Consider the following 21615-nt stretch of genomic DNA (forward strand, 5'->3'; position numbering starts at 1 on the left):
CTAGGCTCGCCGCGTGAGCACCCTCGCAGAGTCCCTCCGGGCGTCGACGACCCTCGAGGACCACGACATCGAATGGGTCCACCTCGTCGTGGGGGACTGGCAGCTCATCGCGGACCTGTCCTTCGCGGACCTCGTGCTGTGGGTGCCGACCGGCCTCGACGGATGGCGCGCGGTCGCGCACGTGCGCCCCAACACCGGCCCGATGGTCTTCTACGAGGACATCGTCGGACGGTCGTCGGGGCGGTGGCGCGAACCCATCCTGTCCGAGGCCTACCGTCACCGGCGGATCGTCAACGGGCGCGAACCCGAGAGCCAGGGCGAGACGGCGGTGCGCGAGCAGGCGATCCCCGTCGTGCGCGAGGGACGGTCGCTCGCGGTCATCACGAAGCACAGCAACGTCGTCACTGGTCGCACGCCGAGCCGTCTCGAGCTGACCTACCGGCTGCTCGCCGAGTCGATGACGACGATGATCGCTGCTGGGGAGTTCCCGAGCACGGCGGCGCCGACGGGTGCGCGTCGAGGGGCGCCGCGTGTGGGTGACGGTGTCGTGCACCTCGACCTCGAGGGCACGGTCCTCTATGCGAGCCCCAACGCGATCAGCGCCATCCACCGGCTAGGCCACCGCGGTGACGTCATCGGCGAGGTGCTCGCGACGGTCGTGGCCGACCTGCTCCAGGCCTCGGGCTCGACGGTCGACGAGTCGCTGGCGGTCGTCATCACGGGCCGGGCCCCCTGGTGGACCGAGGTCTCGACGCAGTCGGCGAGCGTGAGCCTGCGCGCCATCCCGCTGACGCAGAACGGCACGCGGACGAGTGCCCTGCTGCTCCTGCGCGACGTGAGCGAGCTGCGGCGCCGCGAGCAGGAGCTCATCACCAAGGACGCGACGATCCGGGAGATCCACCACCGGGTCAAGAACAACCTCCAGACCGTGGCCGCGCTGCTGCGCCTCCAGTCACGCAGGGTCCCGGACCAGACGGCGCGCAACGCCCTCGACGAGGCCGTGCGTCGGGTGGGCACGATCGCCCTCGTCCACGAGACCCTGAGCCAGGGGATCGACGAGACGGTGAACTTCGACGAGATCGCACTGCGCGGGCTCCGAGCGGTCGTCGACGTCGCGGTCACCGAGCACCGCGTGGACTCCTCGGTCACCGGCTCGTTCGGCCGGATGCGCGCCGAGGACGCGACGTCGCTGGCGATGATCGTCTCCGAGCTCGTCCAGAACGCCGTCGAGCACGGGCTCGCGTCGCGCGGCGGGACGATCAACGTCCACGTCGACCGGGCGGAGGTCGATCCGGGTGTCGACGGCCTCACCGTGGCGATCACCGACGACGGCACGGGACTGCCCGCCGGCTTCCGTCCCGTCCTCGCCGGACTCGGCACGCGCATCGTCACCTCGCTCGTGCAGGACCTCCAGGGCAGGATCCGCTGGGAGCCGGCCACGCCACACGGCACGCGGGTGGAGTTCACCGCACGACTGCGCCCGCTCACGCGCTGAGCGGGCGGGCAAAGCAAACGGCCCCGCCGGGAGGCGGGGCCGTCATGTCCGGGCTGCGGTCAGCCTGCGCGGCGGGCTCGGGCGTTGCGACGCTTGAGAGCGCGGCGCTCGTCCTCGGAGAGTCCGCCCCAGACGCCGGCGTCCTGACCGGACTCGAGCGCCCACTTGAGGCAGGTGTCGACGACGTCGCAGCGGCGGCAGACGGCCTTGGCCTCCTCGATCTGCATGATCGCCGGGCCGGTGTTCCCGATGGGGAAGAACAGCTCGGGATCCTCATCGAGGCAGGCAGCGCGGTCGCGCCAATCCATGGGTGGTGCTCCTTGTCCGTGGAGTTCAGTGGTGCTGGCCGCTAGCGGGGGTGGAGCAGGGCCAACAGGAGGTTGCGCCCTTGCAAACCATCGGACGTCAACACGCAGACGTCCGAAGTGCCAGTCTAGACCCCGCTACCCAATTTGGACAGGGTCAGAACCGCAGAATCTGGGACGCCGCTGCGCCGCGAACGGCTTCCGTCAGGGGCAACGAGCGGCCTGCCGCAGACGTTCCGGCACGTGCGGTCCGCAGTCCGGAGCGAGACCGTGCCGACCTGGAGCTCCCGAGCCTCGCGGCCGCTCACGTGGAGGGCGCGCCCCGGCACGGGTGCCGTCCCACGCGGTGCGCTGATGCCGAACACCTCGCCGTCTCCCGGTGTGCGCGGCGCGAGGAGCAGACCACTCTGGGCCCGGGCCACCGCGGGGACGACGCCGCGGAACTGGGCCGCGACGGAGGTGATGGTGCAGGAGGCGACGACGAGCCCGCCGACGCGGTCCACGAGCGAGGTCAGCTCGAGCAGGGGCGCCTCGACGGGGGTGCCCTCGAGGCGGTCGGCGTCGTCGACGAGGACGACGAGGTCGGGGTGCGTGCGTCGCGCCGCGACGAGGGACCGCGGGTCCCACGGGTCGATGCGGAGGCAGCGGCCCTCTCCGAGAGCGCCCGCATTCGCCGTGCCCGCCTCCGTGGCCGTCTCCGTGCCCGACTCCATGCCCGTCTCCGTGCCGGCCGCCGTGCCCGACCCCGTGCCCGTCTCCATGGCGCCCGCCGCACCTCCACTCACGTCCGCCGCTGACTCGATGGCGGAAGCCACCGACCCGCCAGGCCCCTCGACGACGGCGACGACGCGCCCGGCCTCCACGGCTGCGACACCAATCGTCGCGAGGGTCGTCGAACGGCCCGTCCGCGGGTGGCCGGCGACGAGGATCCGGCGCCCGTCCCGGGCCGGGTCGAGGAGGGCGGCACCGCCGGTGTCCGCCGAGAGACCCACCACCAGTGCCTCTGGTCCGGCGGCAGGCCAGGGCACGACGGCCAGCTCGGCGCGGTCGATGCGCGCAGGAAGCCTGGGCACGGAAAAGGGCACGTCGCTCGCTGCATCCGGCACTGCCGCGACGGATCCGACGGCCTCGGCCACCGGGTCGCGGAGCGCGAGCTGGACCTCGACCCGGTCGCGCAGCCGCAGTGCCCGTCCGGGCGCACGGCTGGAGGGAAGGTCGCGCCGGGAGAGGCCGGCATACGTCGCGTCGGCCGGGTCGGCGAGGGGAAGCAGCAGCGTCTCCGTGACGACGGAGCCGAGCCGGCTCGAGAGGGCGCTGCGGTCCCCGGTGACGACGACGCGCAGGGTCGGATCGCCACCGCGCAGCAGGTCGAGGAGGTCGTCCTGCAGCCCACCGAGTCCGAGGTCCGGTGTGGGGTCGAGGCGCTCCCACCCGTCGACGAGGAGCAGCCCGGGCGGGGTCGCGTCCCCGGCCGAAGAACCTCGAGCACGCAATGCGGTGAGAAGGCGGCGCACGCGAGAGCCGTCGGCGGCGTGGACGACCGCCCCGACCTGGTGCAGAGCCTCGAGGTCGGCGAGCTCCCCCGTCGTGTCGAGGACCCAGGCGTGCCTCGGGCCGGGCTCGGCGAGGTGGGCGGCGAGCACCGTCCGCAGCGCCGCTGTCCGGCCCGACCGCGGACCTCCGACGACGAGCCAGTGCCCTTCGCCCGTGTGCGTCAGGACCTCCTGTCGCTGCTTCGAGGGCAGGTCCACGAGCCCGAGGCGGTCCGCTCCGACCCGGGCCAGGTCGACGCACTCGGGCAGCGGGGGCAGCCAGGGGCGGTGCGGAGAGGGCATGCCGGTCGTGGAGGCGGCGGTCCGCAGGAGTCGCACGAGTGGTGCCAGACCCGAGTCGGGCTCGTCGTCCACGTCGGATCCGTCGGCGGCACGGCGCCGACCGACCAGCCCGTCGGCCTCCCCGGCGCCCGGACCGCGCACGACGAGCCCCGTCGGCTCCCCGTCGGCGCCAAGGACACAGACCTGTATCCCTGCGTGCTCACTCGCGCCCCCGACCCGAGCGGCCTGGAACTCGACGAGGTAGCCGTCGCCGCCACGGGCGAGGCCCCGACCGGGCGTCTGGGGCGAGATGAGGGCGGCGTCGGCGGCGCCGACGACGTCGTGGGAGTCGGCCGCGTCCCGCACCCGCATGGCGATGCGAAGGTTGACGTTGGCGGCGATGTCGGGGGTGACAGCACCCGCCGGACGCTGCGTCGCGAGGACGAGGTGGACGCCGAGCGACCGCCCGACTGCGGCGAGGGCGACGACGCCGTCGACGAAGTCGGGGAGCTCCTCGGCCAACAGCCGGAACTCGTCGACGACGATGACGAGCCGCGGGAGCGGCGCCCTCGAGCCCGAGCCCGAGCCCGAGCCCGAGCACGACCTCGAACCCGAGTCCGAGCCGGCCGTCCGGTGGTAGTCGTCGTAGTCGCGCGCACCGGCCTCGGCGAGGACCCGTTCGCGCCGCGTGATCTCGGCCTCGAGGCTGACGAGCGCCCGGGCCGCCAGCCCCTCGTCGAGGTTCGTCACCGACCCCACGGTGTGCGGCAGGTCGGCGCACTCGCCGAACGCCGAACCGCCCTTGTAGTCGACGAGGACGAACGACATGTCCTCGGGCGAGCACTCGAGGGCGAGCGACGTGACGAGGGTCCGAAGCAGCTCGGACTTGCCCGACCCGGTCGTGCCACCGACGAGCACGTGGGGGCCGTCGCTCGCGAGGTCCACGACCCACTCGCCACCCGCCCGACGACCCAGCCGGGCCACCGGTCGGCCGTTGCCGGAGCGCCAGTGCGCCACGACGTCGTCGACCGCGTCGAGGGACCCTGCCCGTGCCGAGCCGCCGTCCAGCCAGCCGACGAGGTCGAGCAGGTCGACGACGTCGGGCAGCGCCTCGCCACCGCCGGAGGTGTCGACGAGGGGCGCCAGCGCCCGCCCGATGCGCTCGCCCCACCACGATCCAACGAGGTCGGGGACGAACGAGAGTACGGGCTCGGCCCCGTCGACGTCGAGCCGTGCGGACCCGTCGACACCCTGCCCGAGCCCGACCACCGCGTGGCACGAGCCGGGAAGGGCGCCGACGTGCCCGGCCCCGACGAGACAGCGCACGCCCAGGTCGCGGCCACGCTCGAGGAGGTCGAGCAGCTCGGGGTCGGCGTCGTCGGCACCGGAGAGCACGACGACCACCCGCGGACCGGCCACGGACCCCCCGCGCTCGCGCTCCTCCTCGCGTCTCGCCACGAGCTCCCGAACCACGCCGACGCACCTCTCGACCGACCCGTATGCCGTGGTGTGCGGCAGCCATCTCGCCCAACCGAGGGCGGTGGCGCCGGTCGGTTCGTGGACGACGAGCCGGAGGTCGCGAGGCGAGTGCAGGGTGGCGAGCTGGCCCACGAGGTGCCGCAGGACGGCCTCGACCTCTCGGGCGGGGCCGGCGACGCCGAGACCTCCGACACCGTCGAGGTCGACCTCGACGGGCAGGTCCCGCAGCAGCGGGTGCTCCAGGTCGCCCTGTGCCGGAGCCCATGCCGTGCGGGCCGGCAGCTCGCCGACCCCGACCCGCATGCGGCCGAAGTCGGAGGCGTTCGGCCTCCGCTCCCACAGCCGCGTGCCGGGGCCACCGGCGACCGCGAGAAGAAGGGCGGGGTCCAGCCCGGAGTGCCAGCGCTGCCGCCGTTCGAGGGCGAGGAAGCGGTCGAGCTCCGACCGTCGCTCGGCCAGGAGACGTTCGTGCGCCGCGACGTCTCGGGCGTGGTCGCGTCGGGAACCGAACCTGTCGGTGACGACGGACCCGACCACCATGAGCGGCGAGAGGAGGGCGAAGGCGAGCATCTGCGGACCGACGACGACCGCGAGCAGCACCGCGAACGGCAGGGGCAGCAGGGCCGCCAGCCACGGGATGCGCACGCGACGCGGGGCGCTCGGCGGGGTGGGGGAGCGGACGGTCGACGCGACCTCGGGCGGGAGCGTGCGCGGAGCCCGGTTGACGGCGAGCCGGCCGGCGCCGTCCGGGCGCGTGGGGGCGCACGCTCCGCCCGCGCGGTCGAGGCGGAGCAGCGACGACCCGACCGAGACGAGGTCGCTGCCGTCGACGAGGGCCTCGTCCGACTCGGTGCTCAGTGTCGTGTCACCGCAGCGTGTGCCGTTCGTCGAGCCGAGGTCGGTGATGCGAAAACCGTTGTCAGAAGGCGTGATCGACACATGGCGACGGCTGAGACGCTCGTCGTCGAGGCTGAGCCCGAGGCCGGCCGCGCGCCCGACGACGAGCCCGTCCCGGGGCAGCGCGTGGCGCCTCCCGGCGTCGGGGCCGCCGACGACGACGAGGTCGGTGGGGGTGGCCGGGGTCGTCGCCGGGCCGGGTGGCTCCCCGAGGACGAGGGTCGCGCCGTGCAGCAGCGGGGGAACGCCGAGGAGCGACGTCGCCGCAACCTCGACGCCCCGCGAGGTCACCCGCCCGACGTCGGTCCCGAGGGTGTCCGCGAGCAGCGGCAGGACCTCCGCGAGCGTCGTCCCGGCCGGCACCGCCACCCTGACGTCGACGGCGTCGCCACGACGTGTGGGCAGCAGGACGGTCAGGTCGAGCTCGACGGCGGTCTCCATGCCGAGAGGCTAGGAAGAAGCCGAGAAACCGCCGCAGGCTTTTCCACAGCCACCGCGCGACGACGCGAACGCGAGCAGCCTCAGGTCGGGTCGGTCACGGCATACACGCGCATGCTCAAGGGCGCCATGGCGACCTCCTCGCCGGCCGGGGTCGGCTCGGTGTGCTCGGGTCGCTTCCAGACGCTGTCCCAGAGCAGGCGGTACGCGGAGAGCCCCGGCGCCTTCGGCAGCACGACCGGCTGCTCCTCGCGTCCGCCGTGCAGGACGACGAGCACCGACTCGTGCCCGAGCCACGCGCCGTTGACGAGCATCTGGAGCGTTCGCTGGCCGGGGGCCGACCAGTCGCGCATCGCTTCACCGTCGGCGGCGTACCACGCGAGGTCGATCGACCCGTCCGCGTGGACCTCCTTGCCCTCGGCCCAGGTTCGCTGGCGCAGCGCCGGGTGCTCGCGGCGGATCGCGATGAGGTGCTTGGTGGTCGCGAGCAGGTCCTCCTGCCACGGCTCGAGGTCCCAGTCGAACCATGTCGTCGGGTTGTCCTGGTTGTAGGGGTTGTTGTTGCCGCCCTGGCTGCGCCCGAGCTCGTCGCCGGCGTTGATCATCGGGATCCCCGACGACAGCAGGAGCGTCCCGAGCAGGTTGCGCATCGACCGCCGCCGCAGCGCCAGCAGGTCCTCGTCGTCGGTCGGCCCCTCGACCCCGTGGTTCCACGACCGGTTCCCGTTCGAGCCGTCGCGGTTCTCCTCGCCGTTGGCCTCGTTGTGCTTCTCGTCGTATGCCGTGAGGTCGGCGAGCGTGAACCCGTCGTGGGCGGCGACGAAGTTCACCGAGGCTGTGGGGCCGCGGTCGCGGGTGCCGAAGAGGTCACGCGACCCGGCGAGCCGGGTGGCGAGGTCCTGCACGCCGTGCGCGACCTGGCCCGGCCCCGACGACCGGTGGTCGCCGAGCCAGAAGTCACGCACGGAGTCCCGGAAGCGGTCGTTCCACTCCGAGAAGGGCGGCGGGAACTGGCCGGTGCGCCAGCCGTGCATGCCGACGTCCCACGGCTCGACGATGAGCTTGGTGCGGGAGAGGACCGGGTCGGTGCGCATGCCGACGAGGAAGGGGTGGTCGGGGTCGAACTCGTCGGTGCGGCCGCGGCCGAGCGCGACGGCCAGGTCGAACCGGAAGCCGTCGACGTGGCACTCCTGCACCCAGTAGCGCAGCGAGTCCAGCGCGAGCCGGCACATCACGGGGTGGCGCAGGTCGAGCGTGTTGCCCGTGCCGGTGACGTCGATGTCGCGCCCGCGCTCGTCGAGGCGGTAGTAGGCCCGGTTGTCGAGCCCGCGGAACGAGAGCGTCGGACCGGTGCCGTCGGCCTCGGCGGTGTGGTTGTAGACGACGTCGAGGAGGACCTCGAGGCCGGCGGCGTGGAGCAGCTTGACCATGCCCTTGAACTCGTCCACGACGCCCTGCGGGTCGGTCGCCGCGGCATAGGGCGCGTGCGGGGCGAAGAAGCCGAGGGTGTTGTAGCCCCAGTGGTTGGCCAGCCCCTTGCGCACGAGGAACGGCTCCGAGGCGAAGGCGTGCACCGGCAGCAGCTCGATGGCCGTGACGCCCAGCCCGACGAGGTACTCGACGGTCGCTGGGTGGGCGAGACCGGCATACGTCCCCCGAAGCTCCTCGGGCACCCCCGGGAGGGTCTTCGTGAGGTTGACGACATGGGTCTCGTAGATGACCGTCTCGCTGCGGGTCGTGGCCGGCGGCACGTCGTCGCCCCAGTCGAAGGACGGGTCGACGACGACCGAGCGCGGCATGTCGGGGGCCGAGTCCGTGTCCGACGGCGCCGTGCCGTCGCCGCGCCACTCCTCGTCGTCGACGACGTGGCCGAAGACCGACGGGCCCCAACGGACCTCACCCTCGATGGCGCGCGCGTAGGGGTCCATGAGCAGCTGGGCCGGGTTGTGCCGCATGCCCTGCTCGGGATCCCAGGCGCCACCGACCCGGAAGCCGTAGCGCTGGCCGACCCCGACGTCGGGCACGAACCCGAACCACCATCCGTGGGCATGGTCGACGAGCGGCACTCGACGCTCGCTCGCGCCCTCGGAGTCCCCGGTGTCGAAGAGGCACAGCTCGACGGAGTCGGCGTGCCCGGCGTAGACGCAGACCTCGATCCCGCCGTCGTGGAGGGTGACGCCCGGGGCCGGCGGCAGGTCGGGGGCGACCCGCAGCGAGGGGGCGGCGGCAGCGGACGTCACGGGCGTCATGCCCGGCAGCCTATTGACCACCACCACCCGGCCGCAGCGTCCAGTCCTCCCGCGCGAGTCGTCCGCAGGCCGTGACAAGGTGGACCCATGAGTGATCCCACCTCCCTCCCGAACTTCCCGCCGCCGGCGAACGAGCACCCCCTGCGCGGTCGCGTCCTCGACGTCCTCGTCGACGCCGGCGCCCAGCCCAACATCGACACCGACGGCGACGTGGCCTACCAGGCCAACGACCAGACGATCTTCGTGCGCGTCACCGAGGGCGACCTGCCCGTCATGCGCGTCTTCGGCCAGTGGACCCTGCCCGAGGAGGTGGCGAGCGACGCCGAGAAGGTGTCCGCGACGTGCAACGAGGTCAACCTCTCGCTCAACTGCGTCAAGACCGGCGTCGCCAACAACACCCTCGTCGTCACGAGCGAGCACCTCGTCGTCCAGGGCGCCGACGTCGCCACGCTCGTGCAGGTGAGCACGTCGATCATCCTCTCGGCGGTCCAGCTGTGGCACGAGCGCGCGCTCGGCCTCGAGCCCGGACAGGGCTCCCAGACGCAGGCCGACCAGGACGGCGGTCAGTCCGGCCCCGACGCCAACGGCTCCACCCCCGGCCAGGGCAGCTGATGTCGTCGGCGGCCCCGGTCGTGCGCCTCGAGGTCGAGGACGGCATCGGCGTCATCCGGCTCGACCGCCCGCCGATGAACGCGCTCGACGCCGACGTCCAGCGCGGCATCATCGCCGCCGCGGAGGAGGCCACCGAGCGCAAGGACGTCTCCGCCGTCATCGTCTACGGCGGCGAGAAGGTCTTCGCCGCCGGCGTCGACATCAAGCAGATGGCCGACTGGTCCTACACCGACATGGTCGACCACTCGCAACTCTTCCAGGACTTCACCCGCGCGCTCGCGCGGATCCCGAAGCCGACGGTCGCCGCGATCACCGGCTATGCCCTCGGCGGGGGCTGCGAGGTCACCCTGGCGTGCGACTTCCGCATCACGGCGAGCAACGCCAAGCTCGGCCAGCCTGAGGTGCTCCTCGGCGTCATCCCCGGCGCCGGCGGCACCCAGCGCCTCGCCCGTCTCGTCGGCCCGGCCAAGGCCAAGGACCTCATCTTCACCGGCCGCTTCGTCGACGCCGACGAGGCGCTCGCGATTGGCCTCGTCGACGCGGTCGTCGATCCCGGTGAGCGGGGCTCGGAGGCCGTCCTCGCTGCCGCCAAGGACATGATGAAGAAGTATGCCGGCGGGCCGGCCTACGCGATCCGCGCGGCCAAGGAGGCGATCGACTCCGGTCTCGAGGTGGACCTGCAGAGCGGGCTCGAGATCGAGCGGCTGCTCTTCGCCTCGGTCTTCGCGACGAAGGACCGTGACGCCGGCATGCGCTCGTTCATCGAGAACGGACCCGGCAAGGCGACCTTCGAGGGAGCCTGACCCACCACCGACGGGCAGCGACGTGCCCGGGGCGTCCTGACGGGCGTTCCGGGCACGTCCTTCGTGCGGGGCTCGGCCGGATGGGTCAGCAGTGCACCTTGGTCGACTGGACGATCTCCTCGACGAACTCCTCGAGGCCCTCGACGCCCTCGTAGAGGTGCGCGCGGATCCCGAGGATCTCGGCCGACGCGATGCTCGCGCGCGAGGTGTCGACGTAGGCCATCTGGCTGAAGAGGAGCTGCGTCCGCAGGGCGGCCCGGCTGAAGACGTCGGGGTCGGGCTTGGCGAGGCCGATGTCCGCGCTGCACACCCACCCGTCGACCTCGTCGGTGAGGCCGAGCCGCTCGAGGTCCGCCTCGAGCCGGCTCGTCGCGTTGACGAGGAGGATGACCCGCACCCGCGACCGGGCCCGGCGCACGACGGCGAGGGCCTCGGCGTCGACGCTCCCGGACGGGCTCATCCACTCCTCGACGGCGGCCCTCGCCTGCTCCCCGTGGCCGCTGACGATCTCGTCGGCGACCGAGTCGCGCCACGCCCGGTCGTCGAGGTCGCCGGTGAGCGCGCGGTCGAGCCCTCCGTGCGCGCTGGCCGCCGCGGCGAGGGCACCCGCAGGCAACCCGTATGCCGTCTCGACCGAGGGGGTGAGCGCGGAGTCCCAGATCCGCAGCACGCCGTCGAGGTCGAGAAGCAACGCGGTGATCACCGTCTCGCCTCCCGGCTTCTTCGGGTACCTGACGAGTCGATGGTCTCTCACTCCCCCGGTCGGGAGGGCTTTCGGCGTCGGGCAATCTCCCGGGCAGTCCGTGGTGGGGCTGTGCCCACCATCACGCCGGGAGGATTCTTCGGAGGGCGAGCACCCGGCATACGCTCGGACCTGGACCAGTAACCAGTCCGGAAGCCATCCCAGAGAAGAGGACGAGGCACGCATGAACATCGTCGTCTGCGTCAAGTACGTGCCCGACGCACAGTCCGACCGCACCTTCAACGAGGCCGACAACACGACCGACCGCGAAGGCGTCGAGGGCCTCCTGTCGGAGCTCGACGAGTACGCCGTCGAGGAGGCGCTCAAGCTCGCCGAGGCCGGTGAGGGCGAGGTCACCGTCGTCACCGTGGGCCCGGAGCAGGCCGTCGCCGCCGTCAAGAAGGCGCTGCAGATGGGTGCCGACAAGGCCGTCCACGTGAGCGACGAGGCCATCCACGGCTCCGACGCCGCCGCGACGTCGCTCATCCTCGCCGAGGCCGTCAAGAAGGCGGCGGGCGGCGAGACGCCCCAGCTCGTCCTCACCGGCATGTCATCGACGGACGGCGTCATGGGCGTCGTGCCCGCGATGCTCGCCGAGCGCCTCGGCCTCCCGCAGGTCACCTACGCCTCCGAGCTGACCATCGACGGCGACAAGGTCTCGATCCGCCGCGACGGCGACGCCGCGTCCGAGACCATCGAGTCGACCCTGCCGGCTCTGGTCTCGGTCACCGACCAGATCAACGAGCCGCGCTACCCCTCGTTCAAGGGGATCATGGCCGCGAAGAAGAAGCCGGTCGAGACGTGGACCCTCGCCGACCTCGGTGTCGACGCCGGCCAGGTCGGCCTCGACGCCGCCTGGACCAAGGTGACCGCGTTCGCCAAGCGCCCGCCGCGCGAGCAGGGCCAGCTCGTCACCGACGAGGGCGACGGTGGCACCAAGCTCGCCGAGTTCCTGTCCGCCCAGAAGTTCCTCTGAGGAGTACGCACCCATGGCTGAAGTTCTCGTCCTCGTCGACCACGCCAGCGGCAAGATCCGCAAGGCGACCGCCGAGCTCCTGACCCTCGCCCGCCGCCTCGGCGAGCCCTCCGCGGTCTACGTCGGCCCCAACGCCGAGACCGCGCAGGTCACCCTCGCCAAGTACGGCGCCCACAAGGTCTACGTCTACGACGCGGCCGACGCCCTCGAGTACCTCGTCGCCCCCCAGGTCGAGATCCTCACCGCGGTCGTCGAGAAGACCTCCCCGCTCGCCGTGCTCATCCCGAGCAACGCGGCCGGCAAGGAGATCGCTGCCCGCCTCGCGATCCGCACGGAGTCCGGTGTCATCACGGACGCCGTCGACGTCAAGCCCGGTGGCGAGGGCGTCGAGACCACGCAGTCGGTCTTCGCCGGCTCCTACAGCGTGACGTCGACCGTCACCAAGGGCACCGCGATCGTCGCGGTCAAGCCCAACTCGGTCGCCATCGAGCCGGCCCCGGCCGCCGGTGAGGTCGAGAAGGTCGACGTCACCCTCTCCGACGCCGCCAAGGCCGTTCGGATCGTCGAGTCCAAGCCCAAGGCCGCGACCGGTCGTCCCGAGCTCACCGAGGCGGCGATCGTCGTCTCCGGTGGCCGCGGCACCGGTGGCGACTTCGGCCCGGTCGAGCAGTTCGCCGACAGCCTCGGCGCCGCCGTCGGCGCCTCGCGCGCCGCGGTCGACGCCGGCTGGTACCCGCACAGCAACCAGGTCGGCCAGACCGGCAAGCAGGTGTCGCCGCAGCTCTACGTCGCCGCGGGCATCTCCGGTGCCATCCAGCACCGCGCCGGCATGCAGACGTCGAAGACGATCGTCGCCGTCAACAAGGACGAGGAGGCCCCGATCTTCGAGCTCGTCGACTTCGGTGTCGTCGGTGATCTCTTCACCGTCCTGCCGCAGGCGACCGAGGCCGTGAAGAAGGCCAAGGGCTGACCCACCCCGCCTCCGACCTGTTGCCCGTTCCAGCGCGTCATCGGCACCGTCCACCGGTGCTGGGAGCCGCTGGAACGGGCAACATGTCGTTCTGGGGGGACGAACGTAGGATTTGCTCGTGAGCGCGTACTTGGACCATGCCGCGACGACCCCCATGCGGACGTCGGCGCGCGAGGCGTGGGTCGAGCAGGCGCAGCGGGGCGGCAACCCGTCCTCGCTCCACACCTCAGGCCGCGCCGCCCGTGCCGTCGTCGAGGAGTCCCGCGAGCAGATCGCCGACGCGCTCGGCGCGCGCCCGTCCGAGGTCGTCTTCACCTCGGGGGGAACCGAAGCGGACAACCTCGCCGTCAAGGGCACGTATGCCGCCCGCCACCGGTCCGTGGGTGCCACCCGTCTCGTGGCCAGCGGCATCGAGCACCACGCGGTCCTCGACCCGGTCCAGCACCTCGTGCGGCGCCAGGGCGCCGAGGTCTCGTGGCTCGAGCCCGACCGTTGCGGCCACATCGCCGTCGACGACCTCCGCGCCGCCCTCGACGGTGCCGGCCCCGACTCGGTGGCGGTCGTCAGCGTCATGTGGGCCAACAACGAGGTCGGCACCGTCCAGCCCGTGGCCGAGCTCGCGGCGGTCGCTCGTGAGGCAGGCGTGCCGTTCCACACCGACGCGGTGCAGGCCGTCGGCCAGCTGCCCGTCGACTTCGCGCAGAGCGGCGCCGACCTCCTCACGGTCTCGGCGCACAAGGTCGGCGGTCCCGTCGGCGTGGGCGCCCTGCTCGCCCGTCGCGACGCGCCCCTCGTGCCCCTCGTGCACGGTGGTGGGCAAGAGCGGCACGTGCGCTCGGGCACCCTCGACGCGGCCGGCATACGGGCGTTCGCGGTGGCCCTCACCGAGGCGGTGGCCGAGCAGGAGGTTGCGGCCGCCCGGCTCACGGCCCTGCGCGACCGGCTCGTCACCGGCGCCCTCGGCCTCGACCTCGGCATCACGGTGAGCGGCTGCTGGACCGCCGGCGACGCGACCGGGCGGCTCCCGGGCAACGCGCACCTCCTCGTGCCCGGGTGCGAGGGTGACTCGCTGCTCTACCTCCTCGACGCCGCCGGGGTCGAGTGCTCCACCGGGTCCGCCTGCCAGGCCGGCGTGCCGCGGCCCAGCCACGTGCTGCTGGCGATGGGCTACGAGGAGGCGGAGGCGCGCGGGGCGCTGCGACTCTCGCTCGGCCACACGTCGACCGAGTCCGACGTCGACGCCTTCCTTGCGGCGCTGCCGGCGGTGGTCGAGCGCGCCCGCCGCGCGAGCGGGGCGGCCTGATGCGGGTCGTCGCCGCGATGAGCGGGGGAGTCGACTCGGCCGTGGCCGCGGCCCGGATGCTCGATGCCGGTCACGAGGTCGTCGGCGTGCACCTCGCCCTGTCGCGCTCGGCGGCGACGCTGCGGGAGTCGGCCCGCGGCTGCTGCACGATCGAGGACGCAGGCGATGCCCGCCGCGTGGCCGACCGGCTCGGCATCCCGTTCTACGTCTGGGACATGGCCGAGCGGTTCCAGCGCGACGTGATGGACGACTTCGTCGCGGAGTACGCCGCAGGGCGCACGCCGAACCCCTGCCTGCGCTGCAACGAGTCGATCAAGTTCGCAGCGCTGCTCGACAAGGCGCTCGCGCTCGGGTTCGACGCGGTGGCGACCGGTCACTACGCGCAGGTCGTCGAGCGGGTGGCGCCGGACGGCGAGGTCGTGCGCGAGCTGCACCGGGCCGTCGACGCCGACAAGGACCAGTCCTACGTCCTCGGGGTTCTCGACGCAGACCAGCTCGCCAGGGCGTTCTTCCCGCTCGGCGACACGACGAAGCCGCGGATCCGCGAAGAGGCCGCCGCCCGCGGGTTCTCTGTCGCGAAGAAGCCGGACTCCTACGACATCTGCTTCATCGCCGACGGCGACACCCGCGGCTGGCTGACGAAGCACCTCGGCGAGCAGCCCGGTGAGGTCGTCGACGCCGGCAGCGGCGAGGTCGTCGGAACGCACCAGGGCGCCTACGGCTTCACCGTCGGACAGAGGCGCGGGTTGGGGCTCGACCGGTCGGCCCTCGACGGAGACCCGCGCTACGTCGTCGGCGTCGACGCCCCGACCAACCGCGTCCTCATCGGCACCTCCGACCTCCTCGGCGTCGACCTGCTCACCGCCGACCACGCCCGCTGGTGCGGGCCGGCGCCGACCGCGGAGGTCCGTGTCGGCGCGCAGGTGCGCGCGCACGGCGAGGAGGTCGCAGCGTGGGCTCGCGTCGACGACACCGACCCCGAGGTCGTCCACGTGCGGCTCGACGCACGACTGCGCGGCGTCGCGCCGGGGCAGTCGGTCGTGCTCTACGAGGGGACGCGCGTCGTCGGGTCGGCGACGATCGCCGCGACCGACCGCGCCCGGGTCACCGCCGGCTGACGCGGGCAGCTCCGAGCAGGCTGTCCGTTCGGCTGACGACGTGCGCGGGAGTCGAGTTGCGGACGCAAGCAGCGCGACGGGTCAGGGGAGACCGCAGGCGAGGGCCCGGACGGCGACGTCGGCAGCCGACTCGGGCAGGCCGGCATACCCGATGACGAGTCCGCGACGGTCCGACTCGACGGCGTAGGCCGAGAGAGGGTTGACCGCGACGCCGTGCCGCAGCAGCGACATCGCGACCTCGTGGTCGTCGACGTCGTCGCCGAGGAGCAGGACGAGATGGAGGCCGGCGTCGACGCCGCTGAGCCGGTGGTGGGGCAGGTGGCGGGAGAGGGCGTCGACGAGCCGGGCGCGACGGGCGGCGTAGGTGCGGGCGGCGCGGGCGTGGTGTGCCGCCAGGGAGCCGCCGGCGATGAACTCGGCGACCGCCTCCCCGGTCATCTCGTTGACGAGCAGGCCACGGCGCTCGAGCTCGGTGCGGATGCGGTCGCGCAGGTGGCGTGGGGGCGCGAGCCAAGAGACGCGCAGGGTCGGAACGAGGATCTTCGACGCCGTCCCCATGTAGAGGACGTGGTCGTCGGCACCCTCGAGGGAGCGCAGTGCGGGCAGCGGTGAGACGTCGTAGCGGAACTCGCCGTCGTAGTCGTCCTCGAGGATCAGGGCATCCGAGCTCCGCGCCCAGTCGAGCAGCGCCGTCCGCCGGACGACCGGCATACGGGCTCCGAGGGGGTACTGGTGCGACGGGGTGACGTAGACCGCGGCGTCGGTGCGGCGCAGCATCGCCGGGTCGAGGCCGTCGTCGTCGACGGGCAGGGCCCGCACGCGACATTCGCTGTCGGAGAACGCCGTCCACGCCTCGACGTAACCCGGGTCCTCGACGGCGACGCTGCGTCCGCGCAGGCAGAGCGCCTCGGGCAGTGCCTGGACGGTGGCGCTCACGCCGGGCGTGACGAGGAGGTCGTCGGGGTCGACGGCGATGCCACGGCTGCGCCGGATGTGGTCGGCGAGGACCGTCCGCAGCCGGGTGTGCGCGGGGCCGCTGTCCAGGTCGTTGGTCGGCACGAGCGAGGCCGCGTGCCGCCACGCCCGGCGCCACGCCGTGCGGTCGAGGAAGCCGATGTCCGGTCGCCCGGGACGCAGGTCGTGGCGCACCTCCGCACGCGCGGGCCGGGAGGGTGCTGGGCGGCACGGCGCCATCGGCTCGACCGACGAGAGCGCACCGGCACGGGCCGCCCGGTCGGCGCCCTGGGCGATCACGGCCCCCGACCCGGCGTGTGTCTCGATGAAGCCGGCCGACGCGAGCTCGTCGTAGGCCGCGACGACCGGTCCGCGCGACACCCGCAGCTCCGAGGCGAGGACCCGGGTCGAGGGCAGGGGGTCGCCCGGGCGGAGCCGTCCCTCGCGCAGCTGTGTGACGACGGCGTCGGCGATCCGGTGGCGCAGCGGCCGGTCGCCGTCGTCGAGGACGAGAGGCAGGTCGACCGGGCGGGCGGAACGCGGCATGCGAGGGACGATACTGGTCCTGTGCCGGTGGCGATAGTGGTTCTCGATGGAGGTCCACTTGCAGCCGAGGATGGCCTGCATGACGCACCTCTCCCTGCACCGGCACAAGGAGCGCGGCAGCACCGAGCGCGCCGTCCTCGACGCGATCCTCGACGACGTCCTGGCCGGAACCCTGAGCACGGTCGTCGACGGCCGGCCGTGGGTCGTGCCCATGCTCTTCGCGCGGCAGGATGACCGTGTCCTCCTCCACGGCAGCACGGGCGCGGGCGCGCTGCGGCACGTCGCCGCCGGCGCACCGGCCGCGCTCGCGGTCGTCGCCGTCGACGCGCTCGTCGTCGGCCACACGACCTTCGACTCGTCGGCGAACTACCGCTCCGTCGTCGTCCACGGACACCTCGAGCCGCTGGCCGACGACGAGCGACCGGCGGCGCTCGACGCGCTGTCCGAGCGGATCCTGCCCGGTCGCACCGCCGAGGTGCGCCCGATGACCCGGCAGGAGATGGCCAAGACCCTCGTCATGTCGCTGCCGATCACCGCCGGCGCGTACCTGACCAAGACCCGCACGGGCACGGCGAGCGCCCCGGACGAGGCGACCGAGGCGTGGCACGGGGTCGTCGAGCTGCGCACCGTCGCCCTCCCGCCGGAGCCCGCGCCGACCTCCGTCGCGGCCGAGGTCCCTGCGTCGGTCCGTGACTTCGCGGGTGCGAGAGTTCTCGCGTGACACACGTATCCGGAGTCGGCTCCTGGCCGGGGGAGTCCGCACGCGAGGCCATCGTCACGGTGCGCGACCTCCTCACCGACGCCGACGGCCTCGGCCTGCCCTACCTCCCCGAGCTGCCCGCCCGCGGTCCGGGGGCCGACGTCATCGGCCGGTCCGCGGCGCTGCTCGCCGACCTCGCCGTCGACCTCCAGCCGTCGGGCTGGCGCTTCACCGACCGACCGGGCCGCGACCACGCGCGCGCCACCTCGCTCTGGCGCCAGGACCTCGACGAGCTCGCCGAGGCCTACGACGGGTATGCCGGCCCGCTCAAGATCCAGATCGCCGGTCCGTGGACGCTCGCCGCGTCGATCGAACTCAACCGGGGCGAGCGCTCCGTCACCGACGAGGGCGCCCGGCGCGACCTCGTCGCCTCGCTCGCCGAGGGCGTGCGCCGCCATGTCGCCGAGGTGCGGCGCCTCGTGCCCGGTGCCGTCGTCACGGTGCAGGTCGACGAGCCGTCGGTCGTCGCGGTGCTGCGCGGCGAGCTGCCCACCGCCTCCGGCTACGGCCGGGTGAGGGCGGTCGAGCGCGTCGAGGTGGCGGCCGGCATACGGGAGGTCCGGGAGGCGCACGACGGTGACGTCGTCCTGCACTCGTGCCACCCGGCCGCGCCCGTCGACCTCCTTGCATCGACGGGTGTCAGCGCCGTTGCGCTGGACCTCACCGAGGCCTCGCCGCAGCGCTGGGAGCAGGTCGCCGGCGTCGTCGAGTCCGGGACGCGGCTGTGGGCCGGCGTCGTCCCGACGAGCGCGCCGGCCTCGACCGCCGACGCCGTGCGGGCGGCGACCGCACGGGTCCGCGACGGGTTCGCCCGGGTCGGGCTGCCGGTCGCGACCCTCGCCGACGTCACCGTGACCCCGGCCTGCGGACTGCCCTCGCTCACACCCCGGGGGGCCGTCGACGTTTCACGGGTGGCGGTCGCCACCGCCCGCGAGCTCACCGAGAAGGAGCAGGACTGATGTCACCCGTGCCCAAGGTTCCGTGGCAGGCGAAGTACCTCGCGCTCGTCCTCATCTGGGGCTCGAGCTTCCTCCTCATGAAGGTCGGGCTCGAGTCGCTGTCGGCGGTGCAGATCGCGGCGCTCCGGCTCGTGACGGGTGCCGCGACGATCCTCACCTTGCTGTGGATGCGCGGCGGCTCGCTGCCGCGCGAGCGGTGGGTGTGGGGGCATCTCATCGTCACCGGCCTGCTGCTCGGGACGATCCCCTTCACGCTCTTCGCACTCTCCGAGACCCGGGTCAGCTCGGCGCTCGCGGGCATCGGCAACGCGACGACGCCGATCGCGACCGTGCTCGCGACGATGGCCTTCCTGCCCGGTGCGCGCGCCACGCGCCCGAAGGTGATCGCGGTCGTCGTCGGCTTCCTGGGGGTCGTGACGATCATGCAGCCGTGGACCTCGGCCCGGCCCGACCTCGTCGGCTTCGGCATGGCCCTGGCCGGAGGTGTCTGCTACGGGCTCGGTTGGACCTACAACCGTCGCTTCCTCGCGGGCGCCGACCTCGGCGGGCTGAGCCAGCCGGCGGCGACGTTGCTCATGGGGTGCCTCCTCATGGTGCCGGTGACGCTCGTCTGGGGTGCGCTGCAGCCGGGTGGCGTCGGGTCGATCTGGGCCTACGACACCGCACGGCTCGGCACCTCGACGATCGAGGCGGGCAGCGACGGTGGCGGGTGGCCGTGGCTGCCGCTGCTCTGCATCCTCGCCCTCGGCATCATCGGCACCGGCGCGGCCTACATCCTCCAGTTCGACGTCGTCCGCGGCGCCGGGCCGGTCGTCGGCTCGACGATCACCTACCTCATCCCGATCGTCTCGGTGCTCCTCGGCGTGCTCGTCCTCGGTGAGGCGCTCGGCGTCTGGGAGGTCGTCGGCTTCGTCATCGTCCTCGCCGCGGCCGCGGTCATCAACGCCCCGGCGCGGCGGGTGGCCACGCCTGCACCGGAGGTCGCAGCGGCCGGTCGGCACGCCTGACCCGCACCGCGACCATCGGGTGTCGGGAATCCGGGGTCATGCACCTCGTGATGACCCCGGATCTCCGACACTCCCGCCGCTCCCGCCGCTCCCGCCGCTCAGGATTCTGCCGGCGCCTTCACCTCGCGCCGGAGGATCTTGCCCGTCGGGCCCTTGGGAAGCTCGTCGAGCAGCCACACCTGACGGGGGTACTTGTAGGCCGCGATCCGCTCCTTCGTGAAGGCGATGATGTCCTCGGGCGTGGCCGTCGAGCCCTCGCGCAGGGCGACCCCGGCACCGACCTGCTCACCGAGGAGCTCGTCGGGCACGGCGACGACGGCGACCTCGAGGACGTCGGGGTGCTGGTAGATGACCTCCTCGACCTCGCGCGGGTAGACGTTCATCCCCCCGCGCAGGATCATGTCCTTCTTGCGGTCGACGATGGTGAAGTAGCCCTCGTCGTCGCGGGTCGCGAGGTCGCCGGTGCGGAACCAGCCGTCTGGGATGGCCTCGGCCGTCGCCTCCGGGTTGTCCCAGTAGCCCTTCATGACGTTGTCGCCGCGGATCGCGATCTCGCCCACCTCGCCGTTCGCCACCTCGTTGCCGTCGAGGTCGACGACGCGCATCTCGCAGCCGGGGATGGCCAGGCCGATGGTGCCCGGCTTGCGCTCGCGGTCGGGCATGTTGAACGACGCGACCGGCGAGGTCTCGGAGAGGCCGTAGCCCTCGAGGATGACGCAGCCGAACTTCTCCTCGAACGCCTTCATCACCTCGAGCGGCATCGCCGACCCGCCGGAGGCGCAGGTGCGCAGGGACGAGGCGTCGAGCGAGTCCGAGTCCGGGTGGTTGAGGATCGCGGCATACATCGTCGGGACGCCCTGCATGACGGTGACCTTCTCGTCGCCGATGACCTTGATGGCGGCCGCCGGGTCGAAGCGGGGGATGAGGGCAAGCGATGCGCCGACCCGGACCGCGGCGTTGAGCCCCACGACGAGGCCGAACACGTGGAAGAGCGGGAGGCAGCCCATGATGACGTCGTCGGGGGTGATCTGCTGGATGACCTCTGCGCAGCGCATCGCGTTGAGCGAGACGTTGTCGTGCGTGAGCTCGGCGCCCTTGGGTCGGCCTGTCGTGCCCGAGGTGTAGAGGATGATCGCCGTGTCGTCACCCTCTCGCTCGGTGGGCTCGGTGATCGGCTCGCCGCCTTCGAACGAGCCCTCGACCGGCCCCATCGGCCCGCACGGGACGATCGTCGTGCCGGACGTCTGCGCTCCCTTGGTCGCCTCGTCGACGAAATCGGGCCAGACGAAGGCGACCTTGGCGCCCGAGTTCGTGAAGAAGAAGTCGATCTCACCGGCCTTGAGCAGCGGGTTCATCGGGACGACGACACCGCCCGCGAGCAGGGTCCCGAAGAAGGCGACGGGGAAGGCCGGCACGTTCGGCAGGATGAGCGCGACCCGGTCTCCGGGCTGGATTCCATTGGCGCGCAGCGCTCCTGCGAGCTTCGCCGCCATGCCGTGGAGCTGGCCGTAGGTGACGTCCTGCCCGTTGATCTTGAGCGCCGGGCGGTCCGGGCTCGACGTGGCGGTGCGGACGAGGTGCGATGCGAGGTTGGACTCTGCGCTGCCCATGGGCTGGCTCCTTTGCCGAGACGGGGTCGTCGGCCATTGTGGTCCGCGGGGCCCCCGCGTGGGGAGAGCGGCGCCTGAAAGACTCCTGAGCGTGATCACCCGCGACTCCTACCTCGCCTTCTGCGACGACGCCCTCGACGCGTATGCCGTCATCGCCCGTCAGCTGGGCGACTCCCGTGTCAACGCGGTCGCCCCCGGCGTCCCCGGCTCGAACTCGGCCTTCGCCCTCGTCGCACACGTCGTCGGCGTCATGGGCCGGTGGGGTCGCACCGTCAACCGCGGCATCGTCGTGCCTCGCGACCGCGACGCCGAGTTCACCGCGACCGGGACGGTCGAGGAGGCGCTCGCCCTGCTCGAGTCCGGCCGCGCCCGCTTCCACGAGGACGTGCGCGCCTGCGACCCGACCGCAGCGCCGGTGAACCCGCCCACGGGACGGGACGGCACGGCATACGCGACGCAGGGGGACGTCCTGCTCCACGTCTACGAGGAGCTCGCCCAGCACCTGGGCCAGCTCGAGGTGACGCGCGACGTGCTCCTCACCGACGAGGTGGACGACGCGGCGCCGTGACCTCGAAGGG

The 21615-nt window shown here is 72.8% G+C and carries 17 protein-coding genes; 11 read left to right on the top strand and 6 right to left on the bottom strand.

The features are described 5' to 3' along the window. Positions 1-13 precede the first annotated feature (13 nt). Entirely contained in the window at positions 14-1495 is a 1482-nt protein-coding gene (locus N798_RS16555) for a sensor histidine kinase (protein ID WP_035950872.1), read from the top strand. Positions 1496-1554: 59 nt separating this feature from the next. On the opposite strand, the gene N798_RS16560 is transcribed toward N798_RS16555, so the two are convergent. The 3 genes from N798_RS16560 to glgX all read right to left on the bottom strand — a co-directional run bounded on the left by N798_RS16560 (position 1555) and on the right by glgX (position 8677). Further along, positions 1555-1803, bottom strand: a complete 249-nt coding sequence (locus N798_RS16560; RefSeq protein WP_035938865.1) for a WhiB family transcriptional regulator — start codon at positions 1801-1803, stop codon at positions 1555-1557. A gap of 125 nt (positions 1804-1928) precedes the next feature. Then, positions 1929-6431, bottom strand: coding sequence for an FtsK/SpoIIIE domain-containing protein (locus N798_RS16565; RefSeq protein ID WP_052117474.1), 4503 nt, complete (start codon positions 6429-6431; stop codon positions 1929-1931). Between the two features lie 80 nt (positions 6432-6511). Beyond that, positions 6512-8677, bottom strand: a complete 2166-nt coding sequence (gene glgX / locus N798_RS16570) for a glycogen debranching protein GlgX (protein ID WP_052117475.1) — start codon at positions 8675-8677, stop codon at positions 6512-6514. Positions 8678-8764: 87 nt separating this feature from the next. Here glgX and N798_RS16575 point away from each other — a divergent pair, with 87 nt between their 5' ends. Continuing rightward, positions 8765-9289, top strand: coding sequence for a T3SS (YopN, CesT) and YbjN peptide-binding chaperone 1 (locus tag N798_RS16575; protein WP_035950878.1), 525 nt, complete (start codon positions 8765-8767; stop codon positions 9287-9289). Next, complete coding sequence (locus tag N798_RS16580) at positions 9289-10092, top strand: enoyl-CoA hydratase/isomerase family protein (RefSeq protein WP_035950880.1); 804 nt, start codon at positions 9289-9291, stop codon at positions 10090-10092. The genes N798_RS16575 and N798_RS16580 overlap by 1 nt, the downstream gene beginning before the upstream one ends. A gap of 85 nt (positions 10093-10177) precedes the next feature. On the opposite strand, the gene N798_RS16585 is transcribed toward N798_RS16580, so the two are convergent. Further along, a complete protein-coding gene (locus N798_RS16585) occupies positions 10178-10795 on the bottom strand; it encodes an HAD family hydrolase (RefSeq protein ID WP_052117476.1) in 618 nt (205 codons plus the stop codon). A gap of 223 nt (positions 10796-11018) precedes the next feature. Here N798_RS16585 and N798_RS16590 point away from each other — a divergent pair, with 223 nt between their 5' ends. The 4 genes from N798_RS16590 to mnmA all read left to right on the top strand — a co-directional run bounded on the left by N798_RS16590 (position 11019) and on the right by mnmA (position 15201). Beyond that, on the top strand, positions 11019-11810 hold the full coding sequence (locus N798_RS16590) for an electron transfer flavoprotein subunit beta/FixA family protein (protein ID WP_035950883.1): 792 nt from the start codon (positions 11019-11021) through the stop codon (positions 11808-11810). A gap of 13 nt (positions 11811-11823) precedes the next feature. Then, positions 11824-12780 (top strand): electron transfer flavoprotein subunit alpha/FixB family protein, encoded by a 957-nt coding sequence (locus N798_RS16595; RefSeq protein WP_035950886.1) that lies wholly within the window; start codon positions 11824-11826, stop codon positions 12778-12780. 118 nt (positions 12781-12898) lie between these two features. After that, positions 12899-14083 (top strand): cysteine desulfurase family protein, encoded by a 1185-nt coding sequence (locus N798_RS16600; protein ID WP_035950889.1) that lies wholly within the window; start codon positions 12899-12901, stop codon positions 14081-14083. Beyond that, positions 14083-15201: a tRNA 2-thiouridine(34) synthase MnmA gene (gene mnmA, locus N798_RS16605; RefSeq protein WP_035950891.1), complete on the top strand. Its 1119-nt coding sequence runs from the start codon at positions 14083-14085 to the stop codon at positions 15199-15201. The genes N798_RS16600 and mnmA overlap by 1 nt, the downstream gene beginning before the upstream one ends. A gap of 81 nt (positions 15202-15282) precedes the next feature. On the opposite strand, the gene pdxR is transcribed toward mnmA, so the two are convergent. Further along, on the bottom strand, positions 15283-16701 hold the full coding sequence (gene pdxR / locus N798_RS16610; protein ID WP_035951068.1) for a MocR-like pyridoxine biosynthesis transcription factor PdxR: 1419 nt from the start codon (positions 16699-16701) through the stop codon (positions 15283-15285). A gap of 79 nt (positions 16702-16780) precedes the next feature. Between pdxR and N798_RS16615 the strand changes: the two genes are divergently transcribed. The 3 genes from N798_RS16615 to N798_RS16625 are packed head-to-tail and all read left to right on the top strand — an operon-like array spanning position 16781 to position 19427. Beyond that, positions 16781-17422 (top strand): pyridoxamine 5'-phosphate oxidase family protein, encoded by a 642-nt coding sequence (locus N798_RS16615; protein ID WP_035950894.1) that lies wholly within the window; start codon positions 16781-16783, stop codon positions 17420-17422. Next, entirely contained in the window at positions 17419-18420 is a 1002-nt protein-coding gene (locus N798_RS16620; RefSeq protein WP_035950897.1) for a uroporphyrinogen decarboxylase/cobalamine-independent methonine synthase family protein, read from the top strand. Before N798_RS16615 ends, N798_RS16620 begins: the two co-directional genes overlap by 4 nt. Continuing rightward, positions 18420-19427, top strand: coding sequence for a DMT family transporter (locus tag N798_RS16625; protein WP_052117478.1), 1008 nt, complete (start codon positions 18420-18422; stop codon positions 19425-19427). Before N798_RS16620 ends, N798_RS16625 begins: the two co-directional genes overlap by 1 nt. 98 nt (positions 19428-19525) lie before the next feature. On the opposite strand, the gene N798_RS16630 is transcribed toward N798_RS16625, so the two are convergent. Beyond that, positions 19526-21037, bottom strand: coding sequence for a long-chain-fatty-acid--CoA ligase (locus N798_RS16630; protein WP_035950900.1), 1512 nt, complete (start codon positions 21035-21037; stop codon positions 19526-19528). Positions 21038-21128: 91 nt separating this feature from the next. On the opposite strand from N798_RS16630, the gene N798_RS16635 reads away from it, so the two are divergent. Next, positions 21129-21605 (top strand): DinB family protein, encoded by a 477-nt coding sequence (locus N798_RS16635; RefSeq protein WP_035950903.1) that lies wholly within the window; start codon positions 21129-21131, stop codon positions 21603-21605. Positions 21606-21615 lie beyond the last annotated feature (10 nt).

This window comes from Knoellia flava TL1 (assembly GCF_000768675.1).
GTDB lineage: Bacteria > Actinomycetota > Actinomycetes > Actinomycetales > Dermatophilaceae > Knoellia > Knoellia flava.